20 protein-coding genes are annotated in these 20,765 nt (G+C 55.8%); 8 read left to right on the forward strand and 12 right to left on the reverse strand.

Annotated elements, in window-relative coordinates; genetic code table 11:
* The first annotated feature begins 296 nt into the window (after positions 1-296).
* The 4 genes from GFH31_RS04790 to GFH31_RS04805 are packed head-to-tail and all read left to right on the forward strand — an operon-like array spanning position 297 to position 3,417.
* Positions 297-1,367 (forward strand): NAD(P)H-dependent flavin oxidoreductase, encoded by a 1,071-nt coding sequence (locus GFH31_RS04790; RefSeq protein ID WP_118657176.1) that lies wholly within the window; start codon positions 297-299, stop codon positions 1,365-1,367.
* A 43-nt stretch (positions 1,368-1,410) separates the two neighbouring features.
* Positions 1,411-2,604 (forward strand): DEAD/DEAH box helicase, encoded by a 1,194-nt coding sequence (locus GFH31_RS04795; RefSeq protein ID WP_055203362.1) that lies wholly within the window; start codon positions 1,411-1,413, stop codon positions 2,602-2,604.
* Positions 2,605-2,631: 27 nt separating this feature from the next.
* Positions 2,632-3,072, forward strand: coding sequence for a cold-shock protein (locus GFH31_RS04800; protein WP_055203360.1), 441 nt, complete (start codon positions 2,632-2,634; stop codon positions 3,070-3,072).
* Positions 3,073-3,102: 30 nt separating this feature from the next.
* On the forward strand, positions 3,103-3,417 hold the full coding sequence (locus tag GFH31_RS04805; RefSeq protein WP_153498116.1) for an RNA recognition motif domain-containing protein: 315 nt from the start codon (positions 3,103-3,105) through the stop codon (positions 3,415-3,417).
* 89 nt (positions 3,418-3,506) lie between these two features.
* Here the strand turns inward: GFH31_RS04805 and GFH31_RS12975 are convergent, their stop codons facing one another.
* From GFH31_RS12975 to GFH31_RS04835, 7 genes are all read right to left on the reverse strand, one after another.
* On the reverse strand, positions 3,507-4,703 hold the full coding sequence (locus tag GFH31_RS12975; RefSeq protein WP_153518040.1) for a sensor histidine kinase: 1,197 nt from the start codon (positions 4,701-4,703) through the stop codon (positions 3,507-3,509).
* A complete protein-coding gene (locus GFH31_RS12980; RefSeq protein WP_153518041.1) occupies positions 4,670-5,353 on the reverse strand; it encodes a PAS domain-containing protein in 684 nt (227 codons plus the stop codon). Before GFH31_RS12980 ends, GFH31_RS12975 begins: the two co-directional genes overlap by 34 nt.
* 180 nt (positions 5,354-5,533) lie before the next feature.
* On the reverse strand, positions 5,534-6,148 hold the full coding sequence (locus GFH31_RS12985; protein ID WP_153518042.1) for a hypothetical protein: 615 nt from the start codon (positions 6,146-6,148) through the stop codon (positions 5,534-5,536).
* A gap of 220 nt (positions 6,149-6,368) precedes the next feature.
* A complete protein-coding gene (locus GFH31_RS04825) occupies positions 6,369-7,298 on the reverse strand; it encodes a sialate O-acetylesterase (protein ID WP_317162423.1) in 930 nt (309 codons plus the stop codon).
* A gap of 68 nt (positions 7,299-7,366) precedes the next feature.
* Positions 7,367-8,455: a hypothetical protein gene (locus tag GFH31_RS12875; RefSeq protein ID WP_228385805.1), complete on the reverse strand. Its 1,089-nt coding sequence runs from the start codon at positions 8,453-8,455 to the stop codon at positions 7,367-7,369.
* Positions 8,456-8,483: 28 nt separating this feature from the next.
* Positions 8,484-9,485 carry a hypothetical protein gene (locus tag GFH31_RS04830; RefSeq protein WP_153498114.1) on the reverse strand — a complete coding sequence of 334 codons (1,002 nt, stop codon included), beginning with the start codon at positions 9,483-9,485 and terminating at the stop codon, positions 8,484-8,486.
* 225 nt (positions 9,486-9,710) lie between these two features.
* Positions 9,711-10,097 carry a hypothetical protein gene (locus tag GFH31_RS04835; protein WP_101573779.1) on the reverse strand — a complete coding sequence of 129 codons (387 nt, stop codon included), beginning with the start codon at positions 10,095-10,097 and terminating at the stop codon, positions 9,711-9,713.
* 433 nt (positions 10,098-10,530) lie between these two features.
* Between GFH31_RS04835 and GFH31_RS04840 the strand changes: the two genes are divergently transcribed.
* On the forward strand, positions 10,531-11,184 hold the full coding sequence (locus GFH31_RS04840) for a porin family protein (protein ID WP_055203349.1): 654 nt from the start codon (positions 10,531-10,533) through the stop codon (positions 11,182-11,184).
* A 153-nt stretch (positions 11,185-11,337) separates the two neighbouring features.
* Here GFH31_RS04840 and GFH31_RS04845 read toward each other — a convergent pair whose 3' ends face one another.
* The 3 genes from GFH31_RS04845 to GFH31_RS04855 all read right to left on the reverse strand — a co-directional run bounded on the left by GFH31_RS04845 (position 11,338) and on the right by GFH31_RS04855 (position 13,462).
* Entirely contained in the window at positions 11,338-11,871 is a 534-nt protein-coding gene (locus tag GFH31_RS04845; RefSeq protein WP_055203346.1) for a GNAT family N-acetyltransferase, read from the reverse strand.
* 1 nt (position 11,872) lies between these two features.
* Complete coding sequence (locus GFH31_RS04850; protein ID WP_101573900.1) at positions 11,873-12,802, reverse strand: EamA family transporter; 930 nt, start codon at positions 12,800-12,802, stop codon at positions 11,873-11,875.
* Positions 12,803-12,895: 93 nt separating this feature from the next.
* Entirely contained in the window at positions 12,896-13,462 is a 567-nt protein-coding gene (locus GFH31_RS04855) for a Crp/Fnr family transcriptional regulator (RefSeq protein WP_153498113.1), read from the reverse strand.
* Positions 13,463-13,638: 176 nt separating this feature from the next.
* Here GFH31_RS04855 and GFH31_RS04860 point away from each other — a divergent pair, with 176 nt between their 5' ends.
* A complete protein-coding gene (locus GFH31_RS04860) occupies positions 13,639-14,454 on the forward strand; it encodes a glycerophosphodiester phosphodiesterase (RefSeq protein ID WP_101573773.1) in 816 nt (271 codons plus the stop codon).
* Between the two features lie 217 nt (positions 14,455-14,671).
* On the opposite strand, the gene carB is transcribed toward GFH31_RS04860, so the two are convergent.
* Positions 14,672-17,896, reverse strand: a complete 3,225-nt coding sequence (gene carB / locus GFH31_RS04865; RefSeq protein ID WP_055203338.1) for a carbamoyl-phosphate synthase (glutamine-hydrolyzing) large subunit — start codon at positions 17,894-17,896, stop codon at positions 14,672-14,674.
* Positions 17,897-18,200: 304 nt separating this feature from the next.
* On the opposite strand from carB, the gene GFH31_RS04870 reads away from it, so the two are divergent.
* Positions 18,201-19,535 (forward strand): sigma-54-dependent transcriptional regulator, encoded by a 1,335-nt coding sequence (locus GFH31_RS04870; RefSeq protein ID WP_153498112.1) that lies wholly within the window; start codon positions 18,201-18,203, stop codon positions 19,533-19,535.
* 116 nt (positions 19,536-19,651) lie between these two features.
* Here the strand turns inward: GFH31_RS04870 and GFH31_RS04875 are convergent, their stop codons facing one another.
* Positions 19,652-20,149: a Dps family protein gene (locus tag GFH31_RS04875; protein WP_118458515.1), complete on the reverse strand. Its 498-nt coding sequence runs from the start codon at positions 20,147-20,149 to the stop codon at positions 19,652-19,654.
* A gap of 531 nt (positions 20,150-20,680) precedes the next feature.
* On the opposite strand from GFH31_RS04875, the gene GFH31_RS04880 reads away from it, so the two are divergent.
* Positions 20,681-20,761 (forward strand): potassium-transporting ATPase subunit F, encoded by an 81-nt coding sequence (locus GFH31_RS04880; protein WP_055203327.1) that lies wholly within the window; start codon positions 20,681-20,683, stop codon positions 20,759-20,761.
* Positions 20,762-20,765 lie beyond the last annotated feature (4 nt).

Consider the following 20,765-nt stretch of genomic DNA (forward strand, 5'->3'; position numbering starts at 1 on the left):
GCCGGAATGCCGCGGATACCCGGCGACGGACCGCATTCGAAATAAAATGCGTGAAATCCCGTTATCTATGCAGAAATTAGCATAAATGAAAAAATAATATTACCTTTGTCGAGTAAACAACGCGAGTTCATTCTGATCTTTATCTTCTTTGCATTTTCCCGGACAGTTCCGTCCGGCTTCTTTCATCGTTGAAATCGACCTTTATAAGCTTTCTTTGTTTCGGCAATCAACTGCCCGAGTAGGTTTGTTACCAGGACTGAAGACGGCATATGTCAAATTTCAACGGTATTACGGAAATGAAATCATTTTTCATCGGCAAGTACGAAATCAAACTGCCCATCGTACAAGGCGGTATGGGCGTGGGCGTATCGCTCAACGGATTGGCTTCGGCCGTCGCGAACGAAGGGGGCGTCGGAGTCATATCGGCAGCCGGGCTGGGGCTGCTCTATCCCGGCTATAAAGGAAGCTATTCCGAGAAGTGCATATACGGGCTGCGGCAGGAGATCCGCAAAGCCCGCGAAAAGACTTACGGAGTGATCGGGATCAACATCATGGTCGCGCTCTCCAATTTTCCCGACATGGTACGCACGGCCGTCTCGGAAAATGCGGACGTGATCTTCGCAGGGGCCGGTCTTCCGCTCGATCTGCCGGGTTATCTGACCGAGGGGAGCCGGACGCAACTCGTTCCGATCGTCTCTTCTTCCCGGGCGGCGCGGCTGATTTGCGAAAAATGGTCGGCCAATTACGGGTATCTCCCGGACGCGATCGTCGTGGAAGGGCCGAAAGCCGGAGGGCACCTGGGTTTCAAAAAGGAGCAGATCGAAGACGAGCACTACTCGCTGGAGCATCTGATCCCGGAAGTGGTCGAAGTGGCCCGGAGCTATGCCGGCCGAAAAAACATTCCGGTCATCGCGGCGGGCGGAATAGCGACCGGTGAAGACATCGCGCGGTTTATGGCGTTGGGGGCATCGGCGGTACAGATGGGCTCCATCTTCGTTCCGACCGAAGAGTGCGACGCGTCGGTCGAATTCAAAAAAGTGTATCTGAACGCCCATCGCGAAGACATACGCATCATTCAGAGCCCGGTAGGGATGCCCGGACGCGCTTTCGACGGGGAGTTCATCCGGAATGTGGCCGAAGGGAAGGAGAAACCCCGCTCCTGCCCGTTCCATTGCATCAAAACGTGCGACTATACCAAAAGTCCGTATTGTATCATCAAAGCGCTCTACAATGCAGCCAAAGGCAATATGAAAAAAGGCTATGCCTTTGCCGGCGGCAACGCTTATCTTTCCGACAAGATCAGGAGCGTCAGGGAAGTAGTCGAAAAGCTGAAAACGGACTTCTTCCTTTCCAAAGCCGCCTTTTGAGCGGCATCAACTTTTAAAAACGTCCGCGAATGCGGAATTTAGTATGACATTCAACGAACTGAACATTGCAGAACCGATCTTGAAAGCGGTCTGCGAAAAAGGATATAACGAGCCGACCCCTATTCAGGAACAGGCCATCCCGGTTGTCCTCCGGGGAAAAGATATTTTCGGAATCGCCCAGACGGGTACGGGAAAAACGGCGGCATTCGCCATTCCCATCCTGCAAATGCTGTCGGAAGACAGCGCCCGGGACGAACGATCTTCGGTAATCGAGCCCGGCGCGAGCCGCCGCGACCGGCGAGGAAGATCGCACGGGAAAAAAGAGTGCCGCGCAATCAGATCGCTGATTCTGACTCCTACGCGCGAGCTTGCCCTGCAGATCGGCGATTGCTTCACCGATTACGGCAAATACACCGGTCTGAAACACACGGCGATATTCGGCGGCGTGAAGCAGAATCCGCAAACGGAAAAACTGCGGCAGGGCGTGGATATCCTGATCGCCACCCCCGGACGGTTGCTCGACCTGATCGCACAGGGAGAGGTGAAGTTAGACGCCCTGACGCATTTCGTACTGGACGAGGCGGACAGGATGCTCGACATGGGATTCATCGCCGATATCAGGCGGCTGCTGAAAGTGCTGCCGGCGAAACGTCAAACGCTCTTTTTCTCGGCTACGATGCCCAAGGATATCGTCGCGTTGTCGGGGTCTATCCTGCACGATCCGGTACGGGTGGAAGTGACTCCCGTTTCCTCGACGGTCGATACGGTCGACCAATGCGTCTATTTCGTCGAGAAACCCGAGAAAAAAGGCCTGCTGATATCGGTGCTGAAAAAAGAGTCCGACCAATCGGTACTGGTATTTTCGCGGACGAAACACGGCGCGGACAACATCTCGCGCACCCTGAAGAAAGCCGGCATCCAGAGCGAAGCGATCCACGGAAACAAATCCCAAGGACAGCGACAACGGGCCCTGAGCGACTTCAAATCGGGAAAAATCAAAGTCATGGTGGCCACCGACATCGCTGCGCGGGGCATCGACATCCATGAACTCAACCTGGTAATCAACTACGATCTGCCCGACGTAGCCGAAACCTACGTACACCGCATCGGGCGCACCGGCCGCGCAGGACATACGGGAAGAGCCCTTACGTTTTGCACCAGCGACGAGCAGGTAATGGTAAAAGACATTCAGAAACTGACCGGCAGAAAACTGGCGACAGTGCGTCACACCGCTTAATCGTTTTATTAACTTTAAAATATATTAATGGCAGGATCACAATCATTTGGGAAAAGAGAAAACGAAAAGAAAAAGCAGGCCAAACGCCTCGAAAAGCAGAAACGCAAGGAAGAACGCCAGGCGACCGGCACCAGTTCGTTCGACGACATGATCGCTTATGTGGACGAGAACGGCAATTTCACCGACGTACCGCCCGAAGAACGCAAGAAAGAAGCGGTCAAGCTGGAAGACATCGTCATTGCCGTTCCCAAAAAAGACGACTCCGAACCGGAGATACAGAGAGGCCGGGTCGAGCATTTCAACGAAGGGAAGGGATACGGCTTTATCAAGGATCTCACGTCCGGCGAGAAGTATTTCTTCCATGTTTCGTCTGCGCCCGCGGGCATCTCGGAAGGCAACACCGTTACTTTCGAGACGGAGCGGAGCGCACGGGGCATGAATGCGATAAACATCACATTGACAAAATAACGATACGATTCACTCACAAAAACAGAAAAAATGAATATTTACGTTTCACACCTGAACTTCGCTACGAAAGACGACAGTTTACTGAATTTATTCGCGGAATACGGAGAAGTATCTTCCGCCAACATCATCATGGATCGCGAAACCGGTCGCTCGCGCGGGTTCGGTTTTGTCGAAATGCCCAATGACGCCGAAGGCCGGAAGGCCATCGAAGCGTTGAACGACACGGAGTTCGAAGGCAAAGTCATCGGTGTGAACATCGCCCGGCCGAAAACCGAAAGAAGCAACGACGGCTATAATCGCGGCGGAGGTTACAACCGCGGCGGAGGCGGATACGGCAGACGATAAGCGGCTGTAGGCATACGCGCATCGCACGACTCCTCGACCGGGCTTCGGCGATCATACGGATCGGAATCGGGTTTTCCCCGGTTCCGATTTTATTTGCAGAAAACCGTAGCGTTTTCCGAGGGGGACGAAAAGCTTCCCCGTGCAAATCCGTTATAAAAACGCTTTGCCGACGGGACGGAGAGGCAGTGTAACCAGAAGGTGGAACCTTCGTCCGGCACGGACTCGACGCCGATCCGCCCGCCCAACTTCGAAACGATCGTTTCGCAGATCGAAAGCCCGAGACCCGTCCCCTGGGCAAACGCGTCGAGTTTGACGAAGCGACCGAACACGTCCCGCTGCTTCTCCGGCGGAATTCCGCATCCGGTATCCGAAACATAGAAATACAATTCCCCGTCGTTCCGATCCCGGTAACCGAAACGGATGTTTCCTTCGGCCGTGAATTTGATCGCATTGGTCATGAAATTAGTCACGACCTGCATCAACCGGTTCGGGTCGGTGCGGATCCGGTAATCGCTCTCCGGCTCTTCGAACCGCACATCCACCGGATGACCGTCCGGAATCCGCAGCCGGATGCTCTGTTCGATCCCGGAAAACATTTCCCGCAGATCAACGTCCGACTCGGTGAATTCGAGCGTTCCGGCCTCGATCTTAGACAGGTCGAGGATATCGCCGATCAACTGGAGCAACAGTTCGTTGTTGTTTTCGATGATCGAAATATACCCCCGTTTCTCCTCTTCGTTCTCCGTATCGGCCAGCACGCTCGAGAAACCGACAATCGCATTCAGCGGCGTCCGAATTTCGTGGCTCATATTGGCCAGGAAAGCCGATTTCAAGCGATTCGACTCTTCGGCTTTCTCTTTGGCCTCGCGCAGATCCTGTTCGAGTCGTTTCTGCACGTCGATCTGTAGCGAAGCGCCGACCAGTTGCACCGGGCTCCCCGAAGCGTCGCGCTCGCGGATGACGGCGAAACTCTTCGCCCACTGGTAGCCGCCCTGCACGTAGATCACCCGGTACTCCTGTTGCAGGATGTCGTTCCGGCCGGCCAGCAAGTCGGCGTAAGCGGCGCGCATCCGCTCCCGGTCGTCGGGATGGATCATCGCATAGTACTGTTCGTCCGAGACGATCAAGTGCTCGCCGGAATGATCCTCCATCCCGGACGTATAAGAGAGATCGCAGTCGACCAGCCCTCCCCCGACGTCCCACGTCCAGGGAGTCAATCCGGTCGCCTGCAGCACCAGTTTATACTTTTCATTCAGCTCCTCCTGCTCGGCGCGGTGCCGTTCCATCCGCGCCAGGGCCAGGTGCTCTTCGGTACGGTCGATACAAATACGTCCTTAATCCCCGCTTCGCTGCTGCTGAACACCAGCTTGTCGTAATAGCGCAGCCCCTTCGCACCGTCTACGACGAACGAATGAACCGTCTGTTCGGTCTCCGCCAGACAGGAGAGTTTGTCGCGGCAGGACAACGCTTCGCTCAGCCGTTTGCCCAGGATCTGCCGGCGTGTACATCCGAATACCTGCTCAAAGGCGGGATTCACATCAAGAAACTCGAAATCGGAACCGGACGATCCGCCGGCGATCCGCTTGCGCAGATAGATCACCGGCATATTGTCGACCAGCTTCCTGTATTGCGAGAGCAGTTGGAACTCGCGGTTCTGCTGCCGCTGCCGCTGCATGAACCAGCGCAACCTCATCACGACCGCCGATACCAGCAACAAAAGCAGCGCTCCCAGAACGACCAAGTGAAATTTGTATTTCTGGAAAAAGCCCGGAGGAACCTGCGTATATACGGCGTCTTTCGGAAACAGGGCCGGATCGACCCCTTGGTGTACGAGGTGATGATAGTCGAGGTAAGCCGCCGGAGCGCCGCCGTCTCGCCAGGAGATGTCGCGGGCCGGCTTTCCTTCGAGAATTTCCCGGATAACGGCGCTGGCCACCCGACTGAACTCGATCGCCGGAATGTAATATCCGCCGCGAAGCTACCCTCCTCGTGATCCCGGTCGGTCAGCGTAAAAATCGGCGTGTGGGCCAGCCCGAAGATCACCCGCTGCACGTGATCGTCCAGGTATTCATGCCGGTTCTGGGTAACGAACCAGGAGTAGTAGATAATCCCTTTTTTATCGTCGAAACCCGAAAGCGTATCGAGCAAACTGTCCGGTCGTCAATTCCGGCGTGCTGAGCGATTCGAACGCCAGATCCGGGAAATATTTCTTTACCGTCTGCCGCACCTCTTCCCGGATGCGGAGGCTGATGTAGCGATGATCCGAAATCAGGGCCACGGTATTCATTCCGGGCTGCAACTGCCGCATCATCTCGATCGTTTCCCGGATAAAAGAGGGCTGTTTGAGGATGGTCAGGTTATATCCTTCGGCAATCTCCGAAGCCGGCACCGCCGTACGGCTGTCGAGGTTTCCGCCGAGCAAATCCTCGATCGAAGCAGGCATCGAATCGCGCGAATAGCAGATCACCGTCGGCACTTCCTTCCACTCCCTGTCGAACAGGGGACGGCAAACGAGCCAGCCGGGATCGCCGATATAGATGACCGCCCGGGGCGGAACGGGATATTTGGCGAGCAGCATCTCCCGTTTGGCTCGGGCGTCCTCGGGCGTCTTCATCATCGGGACGAGCAGCTCCTCGGTATCGACGCGCACCCCTTGTTGTCTGACCTCCTCCACCAACGACCGGTACAGGACATCCGACCATGCTTCGCCGAACGAAGCGGAATTCAGCAACAGAACGTAATTGCCGTTATCGGATCGCTGTCCATAAACCGATGGAAACCAACCGATGAGAAAAAATAAAATACACAGCCGCTTCTTCATAATTGCAGGCCGCAAGGACCCGGGTATCCGTTTACCAAATTCCAACGGTTAAAAGTAATAAAAATTGCCACACCTAAATTTCTCAGGTATAAAAGCGGCCAGAAACAGAAATATAGCTTGAAAACCCGACTCACCGGGTCCGTATCCACGAACCGGAATCGTCGGTGCGCCTCCTACAAAACGTCGTCGGTCGGCAGCGGCCATTCGTCGGTGCGGAAAGGCGCCGCGGGTAGCCCCGCGCTGTTGACCAGGTTCGCTTCCCGCGTAAAGTAGCCCATCCGTAACGCACGGCGACCGGAGACGGCACCGCCTCCGAAGGACGGTCACGCCGACCCCGTCCGGATTGACCGTAGCCGTAGCCGGGTGGAAACGCCGGTCTTCGCCGGCGACCGAAAAACCGGAAAGCGGCTTGCCGTCTCCCCGAAGAAAGTCCGTCCGCGGTCTCACGGAAAGTCAGCACGGCCGCACCGTCCCGGTATTCCACCCCGTCGAGCAGCGGACTGCTACGCACGATATCTCTAAAGACGTACACGTCGTGCAAGGCCAGATTCGCCAGGCGGGCGCCCACCTCCTTTTTATAAGGCGGGTGAATATTGAGCGAATCGCCCAGATGAAAGGCTACCACCATACCGGTATTCTCCCTGCGGTCGAGCAGGCGGCGCTGCACGTCCCGTAAATGCGGCCAGGCGGATTCGATCTCCGAACCCGACTCCCGGCCGTCGTAGCCGGCCAGTTGGACGAAATAAAATTTCAGGTCGGGATCGCCCCACCGCTCGCGCCAGGAATCGACCAGCATCGGGAAAAGATGTCCGTACTGCCGGGCCTTGGATGCGCTGGATTCGCCCTGATACCACAGAATTCCGCTGATTCCGTACGGGATCAGCGGCGCGACCATGCCGTTGAACAGATCTCCCGGCGTATGCCGCTGCCCCGCCACATCCCAGCACCACGGGAAACGCTCCTCCACCGGCAGGCCGTTTTCGAGCTGATGGATCGACTGCACGAAGCGGTCGTGGATCGGTTTGGTAACCGGATCTTCGACCAACTCGGAACGCGGCATCCAACTCTCGATGGCCGTCCCGCCGAAATAAGCGCCGATGACGCCGACCGGCACGCCCAGACGCTCTTTCAGTTCCTGCGCGAATGCGTAGGAGACCGCCGACCAGCGCGGCACGCCTTCCGAGTCCGCCTTCTGCCACCGTCCTCCGGCCGTAAACACCGGCTCCTGCGACGACCACTGGAATGGGACGAACAGGCGGATATCCGGATCGCTAACCATCGGCACATTGCTCTCCACACTTTCATCTCCATGTTGGACTGTCCAGAAGCGAACCACACCTCGCCCACAGCCACGTCGCGGAGCGTCGCGGTATCCTTTCCCGAAACGACCCGCATCACCAGCCCGGTGTCGGCCGCGAGCGGCCTGAGCAGTATCTTCCAGTCGCCTGCGCTGTCGGCCCGCGTCTTGTAACTTTTTCCCGCGAAAGTCAGCCTGACCGACGCGCCGGCGGCGGCCCGGCCCCAGACCGGAACGCGGCGTCCGCGTTGCAGCACCATCCCGTCGCTGAAAACCATCGGCAACCGCAGGTTCCCCGCCAGGTTCTCGGGCACGGGACGATCCAGGCTGTAATCCGTGAACGTCACCGCATCGCACGCCGCATAGAGCCCGGTAACGCCCAGGCCGAAAGCCGGCATATGGTTTTCGATTCCGATTTTGAGCAACACCGTTCCGTCGGCGTTGTCGGTAACGACGATCTTCCACGGCCGCCAGTCCTCCCGGTCGACGACCGGAGCCCGGACGATGGAAAGATTATACTCCCGCTCCGGCTGCAAAACGGGAAAATGAGCCTCCTGCCACATGCGGAAATTACCGTACTGCCAGCGAAGCGTCTGGAGAGCCGTATAACCCGCCGCGGGAGTGATCCGCAGTAAATGGTAGTCATCTTTGTTTTCAATGTGCAGCGCAACGCCGAACCCGGCGCCGGCACAGACGTCCGACAACCTGAAGTTCACGCTCAGGTTAAACCATTCGCAATCCCAGAGGCCGCTGCGGTCGACCAGCAGGCAAGGTTGTTCCCCCGCTTCCGGAACGATCCCGGAGGCTCCGGTTTGCCACTTTCCGGAGAGGGTCTCCCAACGGGGAGCCTCGCCGTACGCTGCCGCACTACACAGCGCCAGCACGGCCGCCAGCACGAATCCGTAACAAGTATTTTTCATCGTTTCACTCGTATTCGTTAAAATCAGGTCATTCGACGGCCCGGACGCTCAGGTTCCGCACCATCAGCCCCGCATCGAAAGTTCCGGGAACTTCCCATCCGAAATTCATCCCCATCAGTTCCAGATCGTCGAGGTCGGTATGCAGAAACTGTCCTTTGTCCTTCATCGCGGCAACGCCCTGCCGGATCAGCGGCAACAGGTCGAGCCGGGCACGATGCCACTTCAAATCGTGGAAAGAAACGTCCCCCCAGATCGTGCGGGGCGGAATGGCGTAAATATAAGTCGCCGTGCCGATATCCCACTGCACGTACTCCGTGGAGTCGAGCCGCGGGTAACGGTAATCGAACGACGGGACGCCGACCCACAGCGAGAGTTGGTAATCCGGCGAATCGGGATTCACGTTGCGCATAAAAAAATAGAACGGCGACTGGGCCGTATGCAGGCTCTCGTTGAATTCGGCATCGGTCATCTTTTTGTCGCAATGGACGATCCGCAGCTCCATCGTGAAATCGAGACGGCTGATCCGGCCGACGTTCGGACGGTTCTCGAAATCCTGCTGGATCAGCAGGTGCGGCCACGCGTCGCTGCCGGTACGCGGGGCTTCGTATTCGGTACTCGTCGTAATGTCGAGCAGCAGCGTACCGTCGGCAAAGCGGGTGATCTTTTTGCCGGGATTGGCGTACGTAACGCCGTCCCGCCCTTCAACCGGAACGGTTCCGCCCAGATCGTACTTGCTGGCCCACTGGGCCATCTGCCAGACAGGATCGGCGTCGCCCCGTCCGAAACGGATCGTATCCGTGTTGGTCTTCTCGAACCCGCCGTTCTGCTGCACGATTTCGGGCCACAGCGGCGATACGGCCAGCCCCTTTTCGAACTTCGGATCGCCGAGAACTTCCACCCCGGCCGGTTGTTTTTTCCCGCTGCGGCTTTCGCGGCCGGCCGCGTCGCATTTCGGACTTCCGCCGAAACAAAGCGTGATCCCGGCCAGCGTCAGTATCCCGACCGCGACAGCACCTTTTCGTATTCTCATAACTTCCGTATTTTCAGATTCGGATCGTTCGCCGGCAGTCTCCCCGGACGAATTTTGTAAAGATAGCGATTGAAACGGAATCTACCAATCCGGCCGGAATAAAAAACAGACACGCCACCTCCGGATACGACAGGACAGCCTTCCTCCGGCACGCATCGATCGATAAACGCACCGGCAGAAGGCTGCCCCGTAGCCGCGCCGAAGCACGGATCGTTTCGTCCGCCGTTATTTAGGATCGACCGTAAACGTTTTGGAAAAAGCGACTTTGCCGTCGTTCTGGTAATTCAGCGTAACGGTGAAGCCTACCGGCTTGGTAATATCGCCGAAATCAATACTTTCCATAGATTTTTCGATCTGTTTTACCATCAGATCGAACATCTCCCGGGCTTCCGATTCGGTCAAAATCTTCGTTCCGACCTGATTGCACATGCTCTCCAATTCGCTGTTGATCAGCGTGACGGTCAGCGCGTCGAGATCGCCGGCTTCGGTAATGGCCGCGCGCATGACATAGGCGTGAACGGCATCATCGTTCTTATCGTCCTTACAACCGGAAAAAAGCATCGCAACGCTCAGGCAGGCCAATACGGCCGTAAACAATTTCGTTTTCATCATCTTTGAAATAATATTTAGTAATTCATAAAAAGCGTCCTCCACTCTTTTTATCCGGACGTTCCCACGGGAAAAATACCGGTCCGGCGGCGCGATACGAATCGTTTACGGAAACGGCAACCGGAATCCGCCGAAAGAAACCACAAAAGTAATTAAATATTTTCCCATTCCAAATATTCAGACGCATACCCTCGTCGCTCCCCGGGAAAACGCCTATCCAAAGAATCCCACCGAACGCAAAACCCGTACCGCCGGTTACGCTAATTTACACGGACAACGAGGTTTATTTTTGGAATTTCCACGAATAACCTTTTAATTTGTATCGTAATGAACTTCTCCGGACAGAAAACACAAGGCACTGCGATAGTTCGCCGGCCCTGACAGACATTATTAAACTGCTATTTACAAACTTTACAAACCACTCAAACACAACTTTATGAAAAAAATCGTCTTTTTGCTCGTAGCGGCGATCGCTGCCGGCGCCGTTTCGGCTCAGAAACCTTTCACGTTCGGACCTAAAGTCGGAATAAACGTTACGGACCTGCATCCCGACGGTCTCGACGACATCAATCACCTCTCCGGCACGAAACCCGCGCTGGTGATCGGCGCTTTCGCCGAATACCGAGCGGCCAAATGGTTCGCCGTTTCGCTGGATGTTTTGTATTCGCGCCAGGGTTCCAGCGCCGAAATCACCCAAGGCGCGCTCGGCTCCGAACACAAACTCAAATTCAACAACCGGCTGAACTACCTGAATATTCCGATCCTGGCCAACTTCTACGTCACCAACGGACTGGCGCTGAAAGCGGGTATCCAGCCGGGCTTCCTGCTCAGCGGCAAATACAGGGCAAAAGTCGACGGCGGCTCCTGGAATACCGAAGACACGAAGCATTATTTCAAATCGACCGACTTCTCGATCCCGGTAGGCATCTCCTACACGTTCGAACAAGGTCTGGTCATCGACGCCCGTTACAATATCCCGGTCACCGACATCGCGACGGATGAATTCAAGGAAGACTTTAGCGGCGGCAACGAGGAACTGAACAAAATGACCAACCGCGTATTCTCGCTGACCGTAGGCTGGAAATTCTAAGCGATTCGCCGATAACCCTAAAAACGTCCTCTGCCGGAGGACGTTTTTTTATGCCCGCAACCGAAAAGAACGGCTTTCTGCGACCCGGACAGCGAAAAAAGAAACGAGCCCGGATAACGTAGGGATATCTGGCCCGGTCGGCGAATCGGAGGATCAGCGCGCCAGCGGGTCGCGGTACACCTCTTTTTTAATCCGTTCGATAAATTCGGGCAACCGTTCGGGCGTATCGTTTCCCATGATCCACAGCGGAGCGGCATCGCCGAAATTTTCGTAGGACGGCTGCACGTAGCTCCGATCGACGATCCGGTAGCCGTTGCGCCGGTAAAAAGCGACGCGCCGGGTGGTCAGCTCGTCCTCGGCCGGCTCCACTTCGAGCAGCCGGATTCCGGGCAGCGAGGTCTCCACGTGCTCGAGCACCTGCTGTCCGATTTTACGGTTCCGCATATGCGGCGCCACGGCCAGGTGTTCGAGGTAGTAAAACTCGCCCATATCCCAGTAGACGAACAGGCCGCAAAGCTCGCCGTCCGACTCGATCATATTGAAATGCATCGCAGGCGTCGCGCCGATCATCCGCCGGAGCTGCCCGACGGTACGCCGCTCGCTGCTGCAGAACGCCTCTTCGTAGAGGGGAACCAAGTGTTCCAGACGGCTGTCCTGTCCGTCGGTTATCCGAATCAGTTTTATCATATCACCTCGCTTTATAAAAATTCGACAAAAAGTCCGGAATCAGCCGCCGGACGGAGAACCGCCCCGGCCGGCCGCCGAGAATCACTGTCACGACCGCTGCCACGATCAGCGCGACGCCGGCGAACTGTTCCGCGACGAAACGTTCGCCGAGGAAAAAAATCCCGAGCGCGACGGCGGTCAACGGTTCGAGACAACCGAGAATCGCGGTCGTCGTCGAACCGATCCGCTGTACGGCCAACACCAACGTCAAATCGGATACCAAAGTGGGAATCAGAGCCAACAAAATCAGGTGGACGGCAGCCGACCAGTCCGGAATGGATTCGGGAATTTCCCCTTTTACGAACAGGTTCCCGGCGAAAATTATCGTTGCCGAAAGCAGGATGAAAAACACCATTTTGAGTCCCTTCATATGCTGCACGCACGATTTGTTGACGCCGACGATGTAAACGGCGTACGTAGCTACGGTCGCGAGCGCCAGTGTCAGCCCCTTCATCCCGACCGCGGCATCCGTTCCGCCCGAAAGCAGCCACACGCCGGCGACGGCCGCAAGCGCGGCGACCATCACGGACACCGAAATCCGGTCTTTGAAAAACAACGCCATGATCGCGGCGACCAGCAGCGGATACAGGAAATGGATCGTCGTGGCGACCCCGCTCGGAATATACAGGTAAGCGATCGTCAGCAGCAGCGACGTGAAAGCGTACAGCGCCCCCAGTCCGAACAGCACGCCGAATTCCCGGAGCGTAACGCGCAGGTCCGCCCGCCGGAGCAGCAGATAGGCTCCGACCACCGCGGACGACAGCGCAAAGCGGTAAAACATCACCGAATCGACCCCCATGCCGCCGCGGATCACAGGAAGTGCGAACAGCGGAATCATCCCGAACGTCGCCGACGAGATCATCGCCAGCAGAATGCCTTTGAATTGTTTCATACGAATCACCCGATTGATCTTACAGGCCGCAAAAGTCCGTAAAAAATTTTCGTTTCCGGTTAACAAATGTTAAAAACGAACTTTCGGGGGAATCTATTGTACGCCGGCGCGGATCCGACTCAGGGAAACCTGCGAAATGCCGAGGTAAGAGGCGATATCCCGCAACGGAGCTTTTTGCAGAATTTCCGGCTCGCGTTCGACCAGCAGCCGGTAACGTTCGGCCGCCGTCAGGAAATAACGCTCGACGAACAGCCGTTCCATCCGCAGGATGATGCGGTCGGACATCCGCCGGCTCCAGTTGGCCAGTTCGACCTCCTTCTCGAAAAGCCCGTCGAGCGTCTCGTTCGAAATTTTCAGCAGGTCGCACTCTTCGAGCAGTTCGACGTTCTCGTATCCGGACGAACGAAACAGGTAGGCGTTCATCGACAACAGCGACATGCCGGCGGTCGCAAACCAGATCGTCGCATCCTTCCCGTCCCGATACAGGAATCCGCGCGCGAATCCCCGCACGATGAAATAGCTGTACTTTTCGACCACGCCGTCGCGGATCAACAGGTGTCCCTTCGGCAGCGTGACGCGCTCGGTATGCCGCAGAAACAACTGCAACGCACCGTCCGAAACCGGGTACGCTTCCCGCATTTTTTTGATAAATTCTTCCATATCCCTGCCGTTCGGCACAAAGATAGCGATTCGTTCCCGATCCCCGGAGCTACCGGTGATTTTCATTCTCCGGCAAACGAAAAAAGACGGCCTGCGCTTGTTTTTCACGGCATTGCATATTATTAATTTCTATCTTTGCTCTTGTAAACCATATATTAATTATCAAAACGACTCCTATGCTTCGCAAATTTTCGAATACCCGTTCCGTTTTTTTCGGTCGAGCAGGACTGATATTTTTCATGGCCTTCTTATGTTCGTCTTATTCCGGGAAGCAAACGGTACTTATCCATTCCCACAACGATTACCAGAAAAATATTCCTTTTTACCGCGCTTATTCCCAGCAGGTGCATACCATCGAGGCGGATATTTATGCGGCTCCTGCTTCCGATGGCTTGCTGGTGGCGCACGATCCTCACGAACTCGATTCGGCGCTTTCGCTCGATGAAATGTATCTCGAACCGCTGATCTTTTTATTCGGGCAAAACGAAGGACGCCCCTGGCGAGGTTCGGAGCAGGTGCTCACGCTGATGATCGACCTGAAAACTCCACTGCACCCGACCATTGACCGGCTGATCGCCAAGTTGAAAAGACATCCCGAAGTGTTCGATCCTTCGGTAAATCCGTACGCTGTGAGGATCGTGATCTCGGGCAGTCGGCCCGACCCTGAGGCTTTCGGGGAGTATCCCCGCTTTATTTCTTTCGACGGATTCATCGACGTGGACTATACGCCGCAGCAGCTCGAACGGGTGGCTTTCATCAGCGAGCCGTTTTTCCGCTACTCGAAATGGAAAGGGGGTGCAGACACGCTCTCCGCCGAAGACCGGCAGGTAATCGAAAGTCTGGTGGCGAAGTCCCACAAAACGGGGAAACCTATCCGGTTTTGGGGGTCTCCGGACACCGTCAACGCCTGGGAAACGTTCCGCGAACTCGGCATCGACATCATCAACACCGACCGTCCGGAGGCCTGCACCCTTTATTTCCAGGAGCATTGACCGGTCGCTTCTCCCTTTCGGAAGAATGATCCGCCGGGATAACCGAACGTGCGTTGCATCCGCATAGCGACTGTAATTTAGAACAGAACTATTGCCTATTCGTTACCTCATCACAAAAAGAAAAGCGCAACAAGTCGGTAATTGACTTGTTGCACCATTCTAAAGGAAATCCCCGCATTCCCCCGTTTAAACGTCTCGGTACGGAAACGGGGAAGGATTACAACTTATATTCCTGCCAGCTCTTGATCTGAATATCCTTCTCCTTCATTTCGCAGAAAGCCTCGATGAAGGCGCTCGCGAGACGGGCGTTGGTAATCAACGGAATGTTGTGGTCGATCGCGCCGCGGCGGATCTTGTAGCCGTTGGTCAGCTCGCGGTGCGAGTGGTTCTTCGGGATGTTGATGACCAGGTCGAATTTATGCGCGGAAATCATATGGATCACGTTGTCCGCCTTCCCTTCGTCCGGCCAGCTCACACATGCGGCCTTCACGCCGTGCTCGGCGAGGAATTTCTCCGTTCCGCCGGTCGCATAGATCTCGTAGCCGTTGTCCTGCAGCATCTTGCAGGCGTCCAGCAAGTCCACCTTCGAACGGGTGTCGCCCGAGGAGACCATCACGGCCTTTTTCGGAATACTGTACCCGACCGAAATCATCGACGTCAGCAGCGCTTCGCTGAAATCGTCGCCGATGCAACCCACTTCGCCGGTCGACGACATATCCACGCCGAGCACCGGGTCGGCATTGTGCAACCGCGAGAACGAGAACTGCGACGCCTTCACGCCGATCCAGTCGATATCGAAATTCGTGTTGTCCGGTTTTTCATACGAAGTGTCGAGCATGATCCGCGTCGCGGTCTCGATGAAGTTGCGTTTCAGCACCTTCGACACGAACGGGAAGCTGCGCGACGCGCGCAGGTTACATTCGATCACCTTCACGTCGTTGTTCTTCGCAAGGAACTGGATATTGAACGGGCCGCTGATGTTCAGCTCTTTGGCGATCTTGCGACCGATCTTCTTGATGCGGCGGGCGGTTTCGAAGTAGATCTTCTGCGCCGGGAATACCAGCGTGGCGTCCCCCGAGTGGACGCCGGCGAATTCGACATGTTCCGAAATCGCGTATTCGACCACTTCGCCGTTGTGCGCCACGGCGTCGAATTCGATCTCCTTGGCGTTCTGCAAGAACTGCGACACGACCACCGGGTACTCTTTCGACACTTTGGCCGCCAGCTTCAGGAACGTCTCCAGTTCCTCGGCGTTGTAGCATACGTTCATCGCCGCGCCCGAAAGCACATACGACGGACGCACCAGCACCGGATAGCCTACCTTGCCGACGAAGTCGTACACTTCATCCATGTGCGAAAGCTCTTTCCAGGCCGGCTGGTCGATGCCCAACTGGTCGAGCATACTCGAGAACTTGTGGCGGTTTTCAGCGCGGTCGATCGACAGCGGAGACGTTCCGAGCACCGGAATATCCTGGCGGTGCAGCCGGATCGCGAGGTTGTTCGGGATCTGTCCGCCCACCGAAACGATCACGCCTTTAGGCATCTCCAGGTCGAGTACGTCCAGCACCCGTTCGAACGACAGTTCGTCGAAATAGAGCCGGTCGCACATATCGTAGTCGGTCGAAACGGTCTCGGGGTTATAGTTGATCATGATCGACTTGTAACCCAGCTTGCGGGCCGTCTGCACGGCATTCACCGAGCACCAGTCGAACTCGACCGAACTGCCGATCCGGTAAGCGCCCGAACCGAGCACGACGACCGATTTTTCATTCTTGAAATAAGGAACCTGGTGCTCCGTCCCGTCGTAAGTCACATAGAGGTAGTTGGTCAGCTCGGGATTTTCCGAAGCGACCGTATTGATCCTTTTGACCGACGGCAGCACATTGTTCTTCTTGCGGACGGCGCGGACGCGCAGCGACTCCTTCTCAATGTTGCCGTCCGGGTCTTCGACGAAGCGGGCGATCTGGAAGTCCGAAAAACCGAGCCGCTTGGCTTCTTGCAGTACGGCCGCGGGCACGTCTTCGATCTTATCGTATTTGCTCAGCACGAGCGAATAGTCGTGGATATTTTTCAGTTTGCCGAGGAACCAGGGGTCGATCTTGGTCAGGTTGTAGATCCGGTCGATCGAATAACCTTCTTCGAACGCCTTGGCGATCGCGAAGATACGCAGGTCGGTCGGATGCGACAGTTCTTCTTCGAGGTTACCGAATTCCAGGTCGCGGTTGCCGACGAATCCGTGCATCCCCTGCCCGATCATCCGCAGTCCTTTCTGGATGATCTCCTCGAACGACTGGCCGATCGACATGATCTCGCCGACGGACTTCATGCTCGATCCGATCTGGCGCGAAACGCCGGCGAACTTGCTCAGGTCCCAACGCGGGATTTTGCAGATCAGGTAGTCGAGCGACGGGGCCACGTAAGCCGAATTCGGCGTTCCCATCTCGCCGATCTGGTCGAGCGTATAGCCCAGGGCCAGTTTGGCCGCCACGAACGCCAGCGGATAGCCCGTAGCCTTCGACGCCAGCGCCGACGAACGGCTCAGCCGGGCGTTCACCTCGATCACGCGGTAGTCGTCCGTCTCGGAGTTGAACGCGTACTGGATATTGCATTCGCCGACGATCCCGATGTGGCGGATCACCTTTTTGGAAAGTTCCTGCAACAAGGCCAGTTCCTGGTCGTCCAGCGAACAGGTCGGGGCCACCACAATGCTCTCGCCGGTGTGGATTCCCAGCGGATCGAAGTTCTCCATACTGGCCACCGTGAAGCAGTGGTCGTTCTTATCGCGGATCACTTCGAATTCGATCTCCTTCCATCCCTTCAGCGACTCCTCGACCAGTATTTGCTTCGAATAGGCGAACGAGCTTTCGCACAGCGTCCTGAACTCATCGAGGTTGCTGCATATGCCGCTGCCCAGGCCGCCCAGCGCATAGGCCGAACGCACCATCACCGGGAACCCGATCCGGTTGGCCGCCTCGATGGCCGCCTCCATGCTTTCGACAGCCTGGCTGACCGGGGTTTTGACTTCGATCTCGTTCAATTTCTTCACGAACAGGTCGCGGTCTTCGGTCGTCATGATCGCTTCGACCGACGTTCCGAGCACCTGCACGCCGTATTTCTCCAACGTGCCGCTGAGGAATAATTCCGTTCCGCAGTTCAGCGCCGTCTGTCCGCCGAATGCCAGTAAAATGCCGTCGGGACGCTCTTTTTTGATAATCTCCTCGACAAAATAAGGAGTTACGGGCAGGAAATAAACCCGATCGGCGACTCCGTCCGAAGTCTGGATCGTAGCGATGTTCGGGTTGATCAACACCGTTGAAATTCCTTCGGCTTTCAGCGCCTTCAACGCCTGCGAACCGGAGTAATCGAATTCTCCCGCCTGTCCGATTTTCAATGCTCCCGAGCCGAGCACAATGACTTTTTTGATTTCTTTGTTTACTGACATAGGTTAAAGATGTTTAAAGTCGACCTAAAAATTTCGTAAATGTACGGCGTTTTTTCGAATTATTAAGTCTGTGACGGCCACTTTTTTCGGCGGTCCGGCAACCGGAATCCGGAGGATCGCAGCCCGAGCGCCGGATATACCGGAGCCTCCGGAATCGCCCCGCCGGATTTCATTTCATCATATAACACTACATATCAACGTATTAATAAAAACGAACGACTCTAAATGCGCGCCAACGGATTCCGGCCGGAAAATAGTTCCTCCTTTTTTTTACCTTTGCGAAAAAATAAATCCGATCCGGCATATGGACAAGGTACTTATCATCGACGACGAACGGCAGTTGCGCGGCCTGCTGGCGCGCATCATCGGCCTGGAAGGATACGAAGTGATTCAGGCCGAAAACTGTGCGGCGGGACTCCGCCAACTGGAACGCACGCGCCCCGGGGTCGTGTTGTGCGACGTCAAACTGCCGGACGGCAACGGAGTCGACCTGGTCGGCCGGATCAAGGCGATCGCGCCCGATGCCGAAGTGATCCTGCTGACCGCCTACGGCAACATTCCGGACGGCGTGCAGGCGATCAAGAACGGCGCGTTCGACTACATCACCAAAGGCGACGACAATCCGAAGATCATCCCGTTGCTGAGCCGCGCGATGGAAAAAGCCAAAGCGCAACGGAAATCCGCCGCCGGACGGCAGCCGGAAACAGCTCCGTCGTTCGAGGCGGTCATCGGCTCGTCGAAAGCGATGCGAGACGCCGTTGAATTGGCCCGCAAGGTCGCGGCCACAGACACCTCGGTACTGCTCACCGGCGAAACGGGCACCGGCAAAGAGGTTTTCGCACAGGCCATCCACCGGGAAGGCGGCCGCAGCGGGAAAGCGTTCGTGGCGGTCAACTGCTCGGCATTCGCCAAAGATCTGCTCGAAAGCGAACTGTTCGGCCACCGGGCCGGAGCCTTCACCGGCGCCGCCAAAGACAAAAAAGGACTGTTCGAGGAGGCCGACGGCGGCACGATCTTCCTCGACGAAATCGGCGAGATGCCGATAGATCTGCAAGCCAAATTGTTACGAGTACTCGAAAGCGGCGAATTCCTGAAAATCGGGGAGACCAAACCGCGAAAGGTCGATATGCGCGTAATCGCCGCGACGAACCGCGACCTGCCCGAAGAGATCCGGACGGGCAATTTCCGCGAAGACCTCTACTACCGGCTGTCGGTTTTCCAGATCCGGCTGCCGTCGCTTCAGGAGCGGCCCTCCGACATCGACGAGTACGTCCGCCATTTTGCCGGTATTTTCGCCGGAAAAATGGGAAAAAAGATCGACGCCGTCGATCCCGGTTATCTCGACCTGCTGAAACGGCACGCCTGGCGCGGTAACGTGCGCGAACTGCGGAACGTCGTCGAGCGCAGCATGATTATGGCCGAAGGCACGACGCTGCGCGTGGGGGATCTGCCGATCGAATTCCAACGTGAAAACGGCTCCGACGGGAACGACGCTCCGCCAACCTCGCTCGACGCGATCGAAAAACAGCACATCGCCAAAATACTCAGCTACACCGGCGGCAACAAAACCGAAACGGCCCGCCTGCTGGGAATCGGCGTTACAACGCTCTACCGCAAAATCGACGAATACGGATTGTAAATACCTGAAAATATCCTCCGCCGTTCGATCCGGATCGAACGGCGGAGGCTTTCCAAAAACAGCGGGACGGGAAATCTGAATTTCCCGTCCCGCTGTTTATTTCGTCGATCCGGAAACTATTTCCCGGAGCAGGAAGACTTGCCGGCAGCGTATGCGGTGAGCATCCAGACCATTTTCTCCTGTTCGGCCAGGTAATCGGTCAGCATGGAAACCGTCACTTCGTCTCCGGCCTGCGAAGCAACCGACAACGCCTTGCGCTCCTCCCCGATCAGATACCCGTAAGTGTCGAGTATGTGTTCGAGAGCCTCCCCGCCGCAGGAAACATGATCCACTTCGGCGATCTTCGCCACTTTAAGATACTCGCTGAACTTATTCGAAGGCACTCCGCCGAGCTGAAGGATACGTTCGGCGATCTGGTCCACTTTTTCGGCCGCATCGTCGTACAGCTCCTCGAACTTCGTATGCAGCACGAAAAATCCGTGTCCTTTGATGTTCCAGTGAAAACCCCTGAGATTCATGTAATGAACCTGAAAATCGGCCAGCAACTGTTGAAGCGATACAACTACTTTACCGGCAGCCCCGGCTTCGAGATGAAGATAATCCAACGTTTTCATAATTTTTATTTTTTAGATGGTTATTCGTTTTCTTTTTTCTTGAGACAAAGATAATACGCATTCAAATATAAATCAAATCAATAATTTTTATATAATTATAATTTAATCAAATACTATCGTTTCCCGGCACCTGCCCGGTACGCCGGAACGCCCGTTTCCGGAAAGACCTGCAAATACGGTGCAATCCTGCTGCCGAAACACCGTTTTCCGCATCCGGGAACGGCGGCGAACGTGCGCAGCTCCCTGAAAATCCTTCCGTTTTGGAAAGCGCACCCTTTCATTTCGGTAGGGTTCTCTAATACGCATCCGGACGACTCCTAACCATAAACAACTACATATCAAAACAATACATACAACGCTCAAAGAAACGGCATCCGGTTCGCTTTAAAACGGCACGAATACGAATTACTAAAATCAATCGAGTATGAATGAAATTTTGATGTTTCTGTTACTGTGTGCGGCAGGCGGTCTCTGCTTCTGCTTTTTCTTCAAATGTATCGGCCTGTTCGACAAAATCTAAAAACGACGACCATGTTTACAGTACTGTTTATCCTCAGCATCCTGATCTTCGGCTACCTGATGTATGTCTTGGTCAGACCCGAACAATTTTAACGAA

The organism is Alistipes sp. dk3624 (assembly GCF_009557455.1).
In the GTDB taxonomy this organism is placed as follows: Bacteria; Bacteroidota; Bacteroidia; order Bacteroidales; family Rikenellaceae; genus Alistipes_A; species Alistipes_A hominis.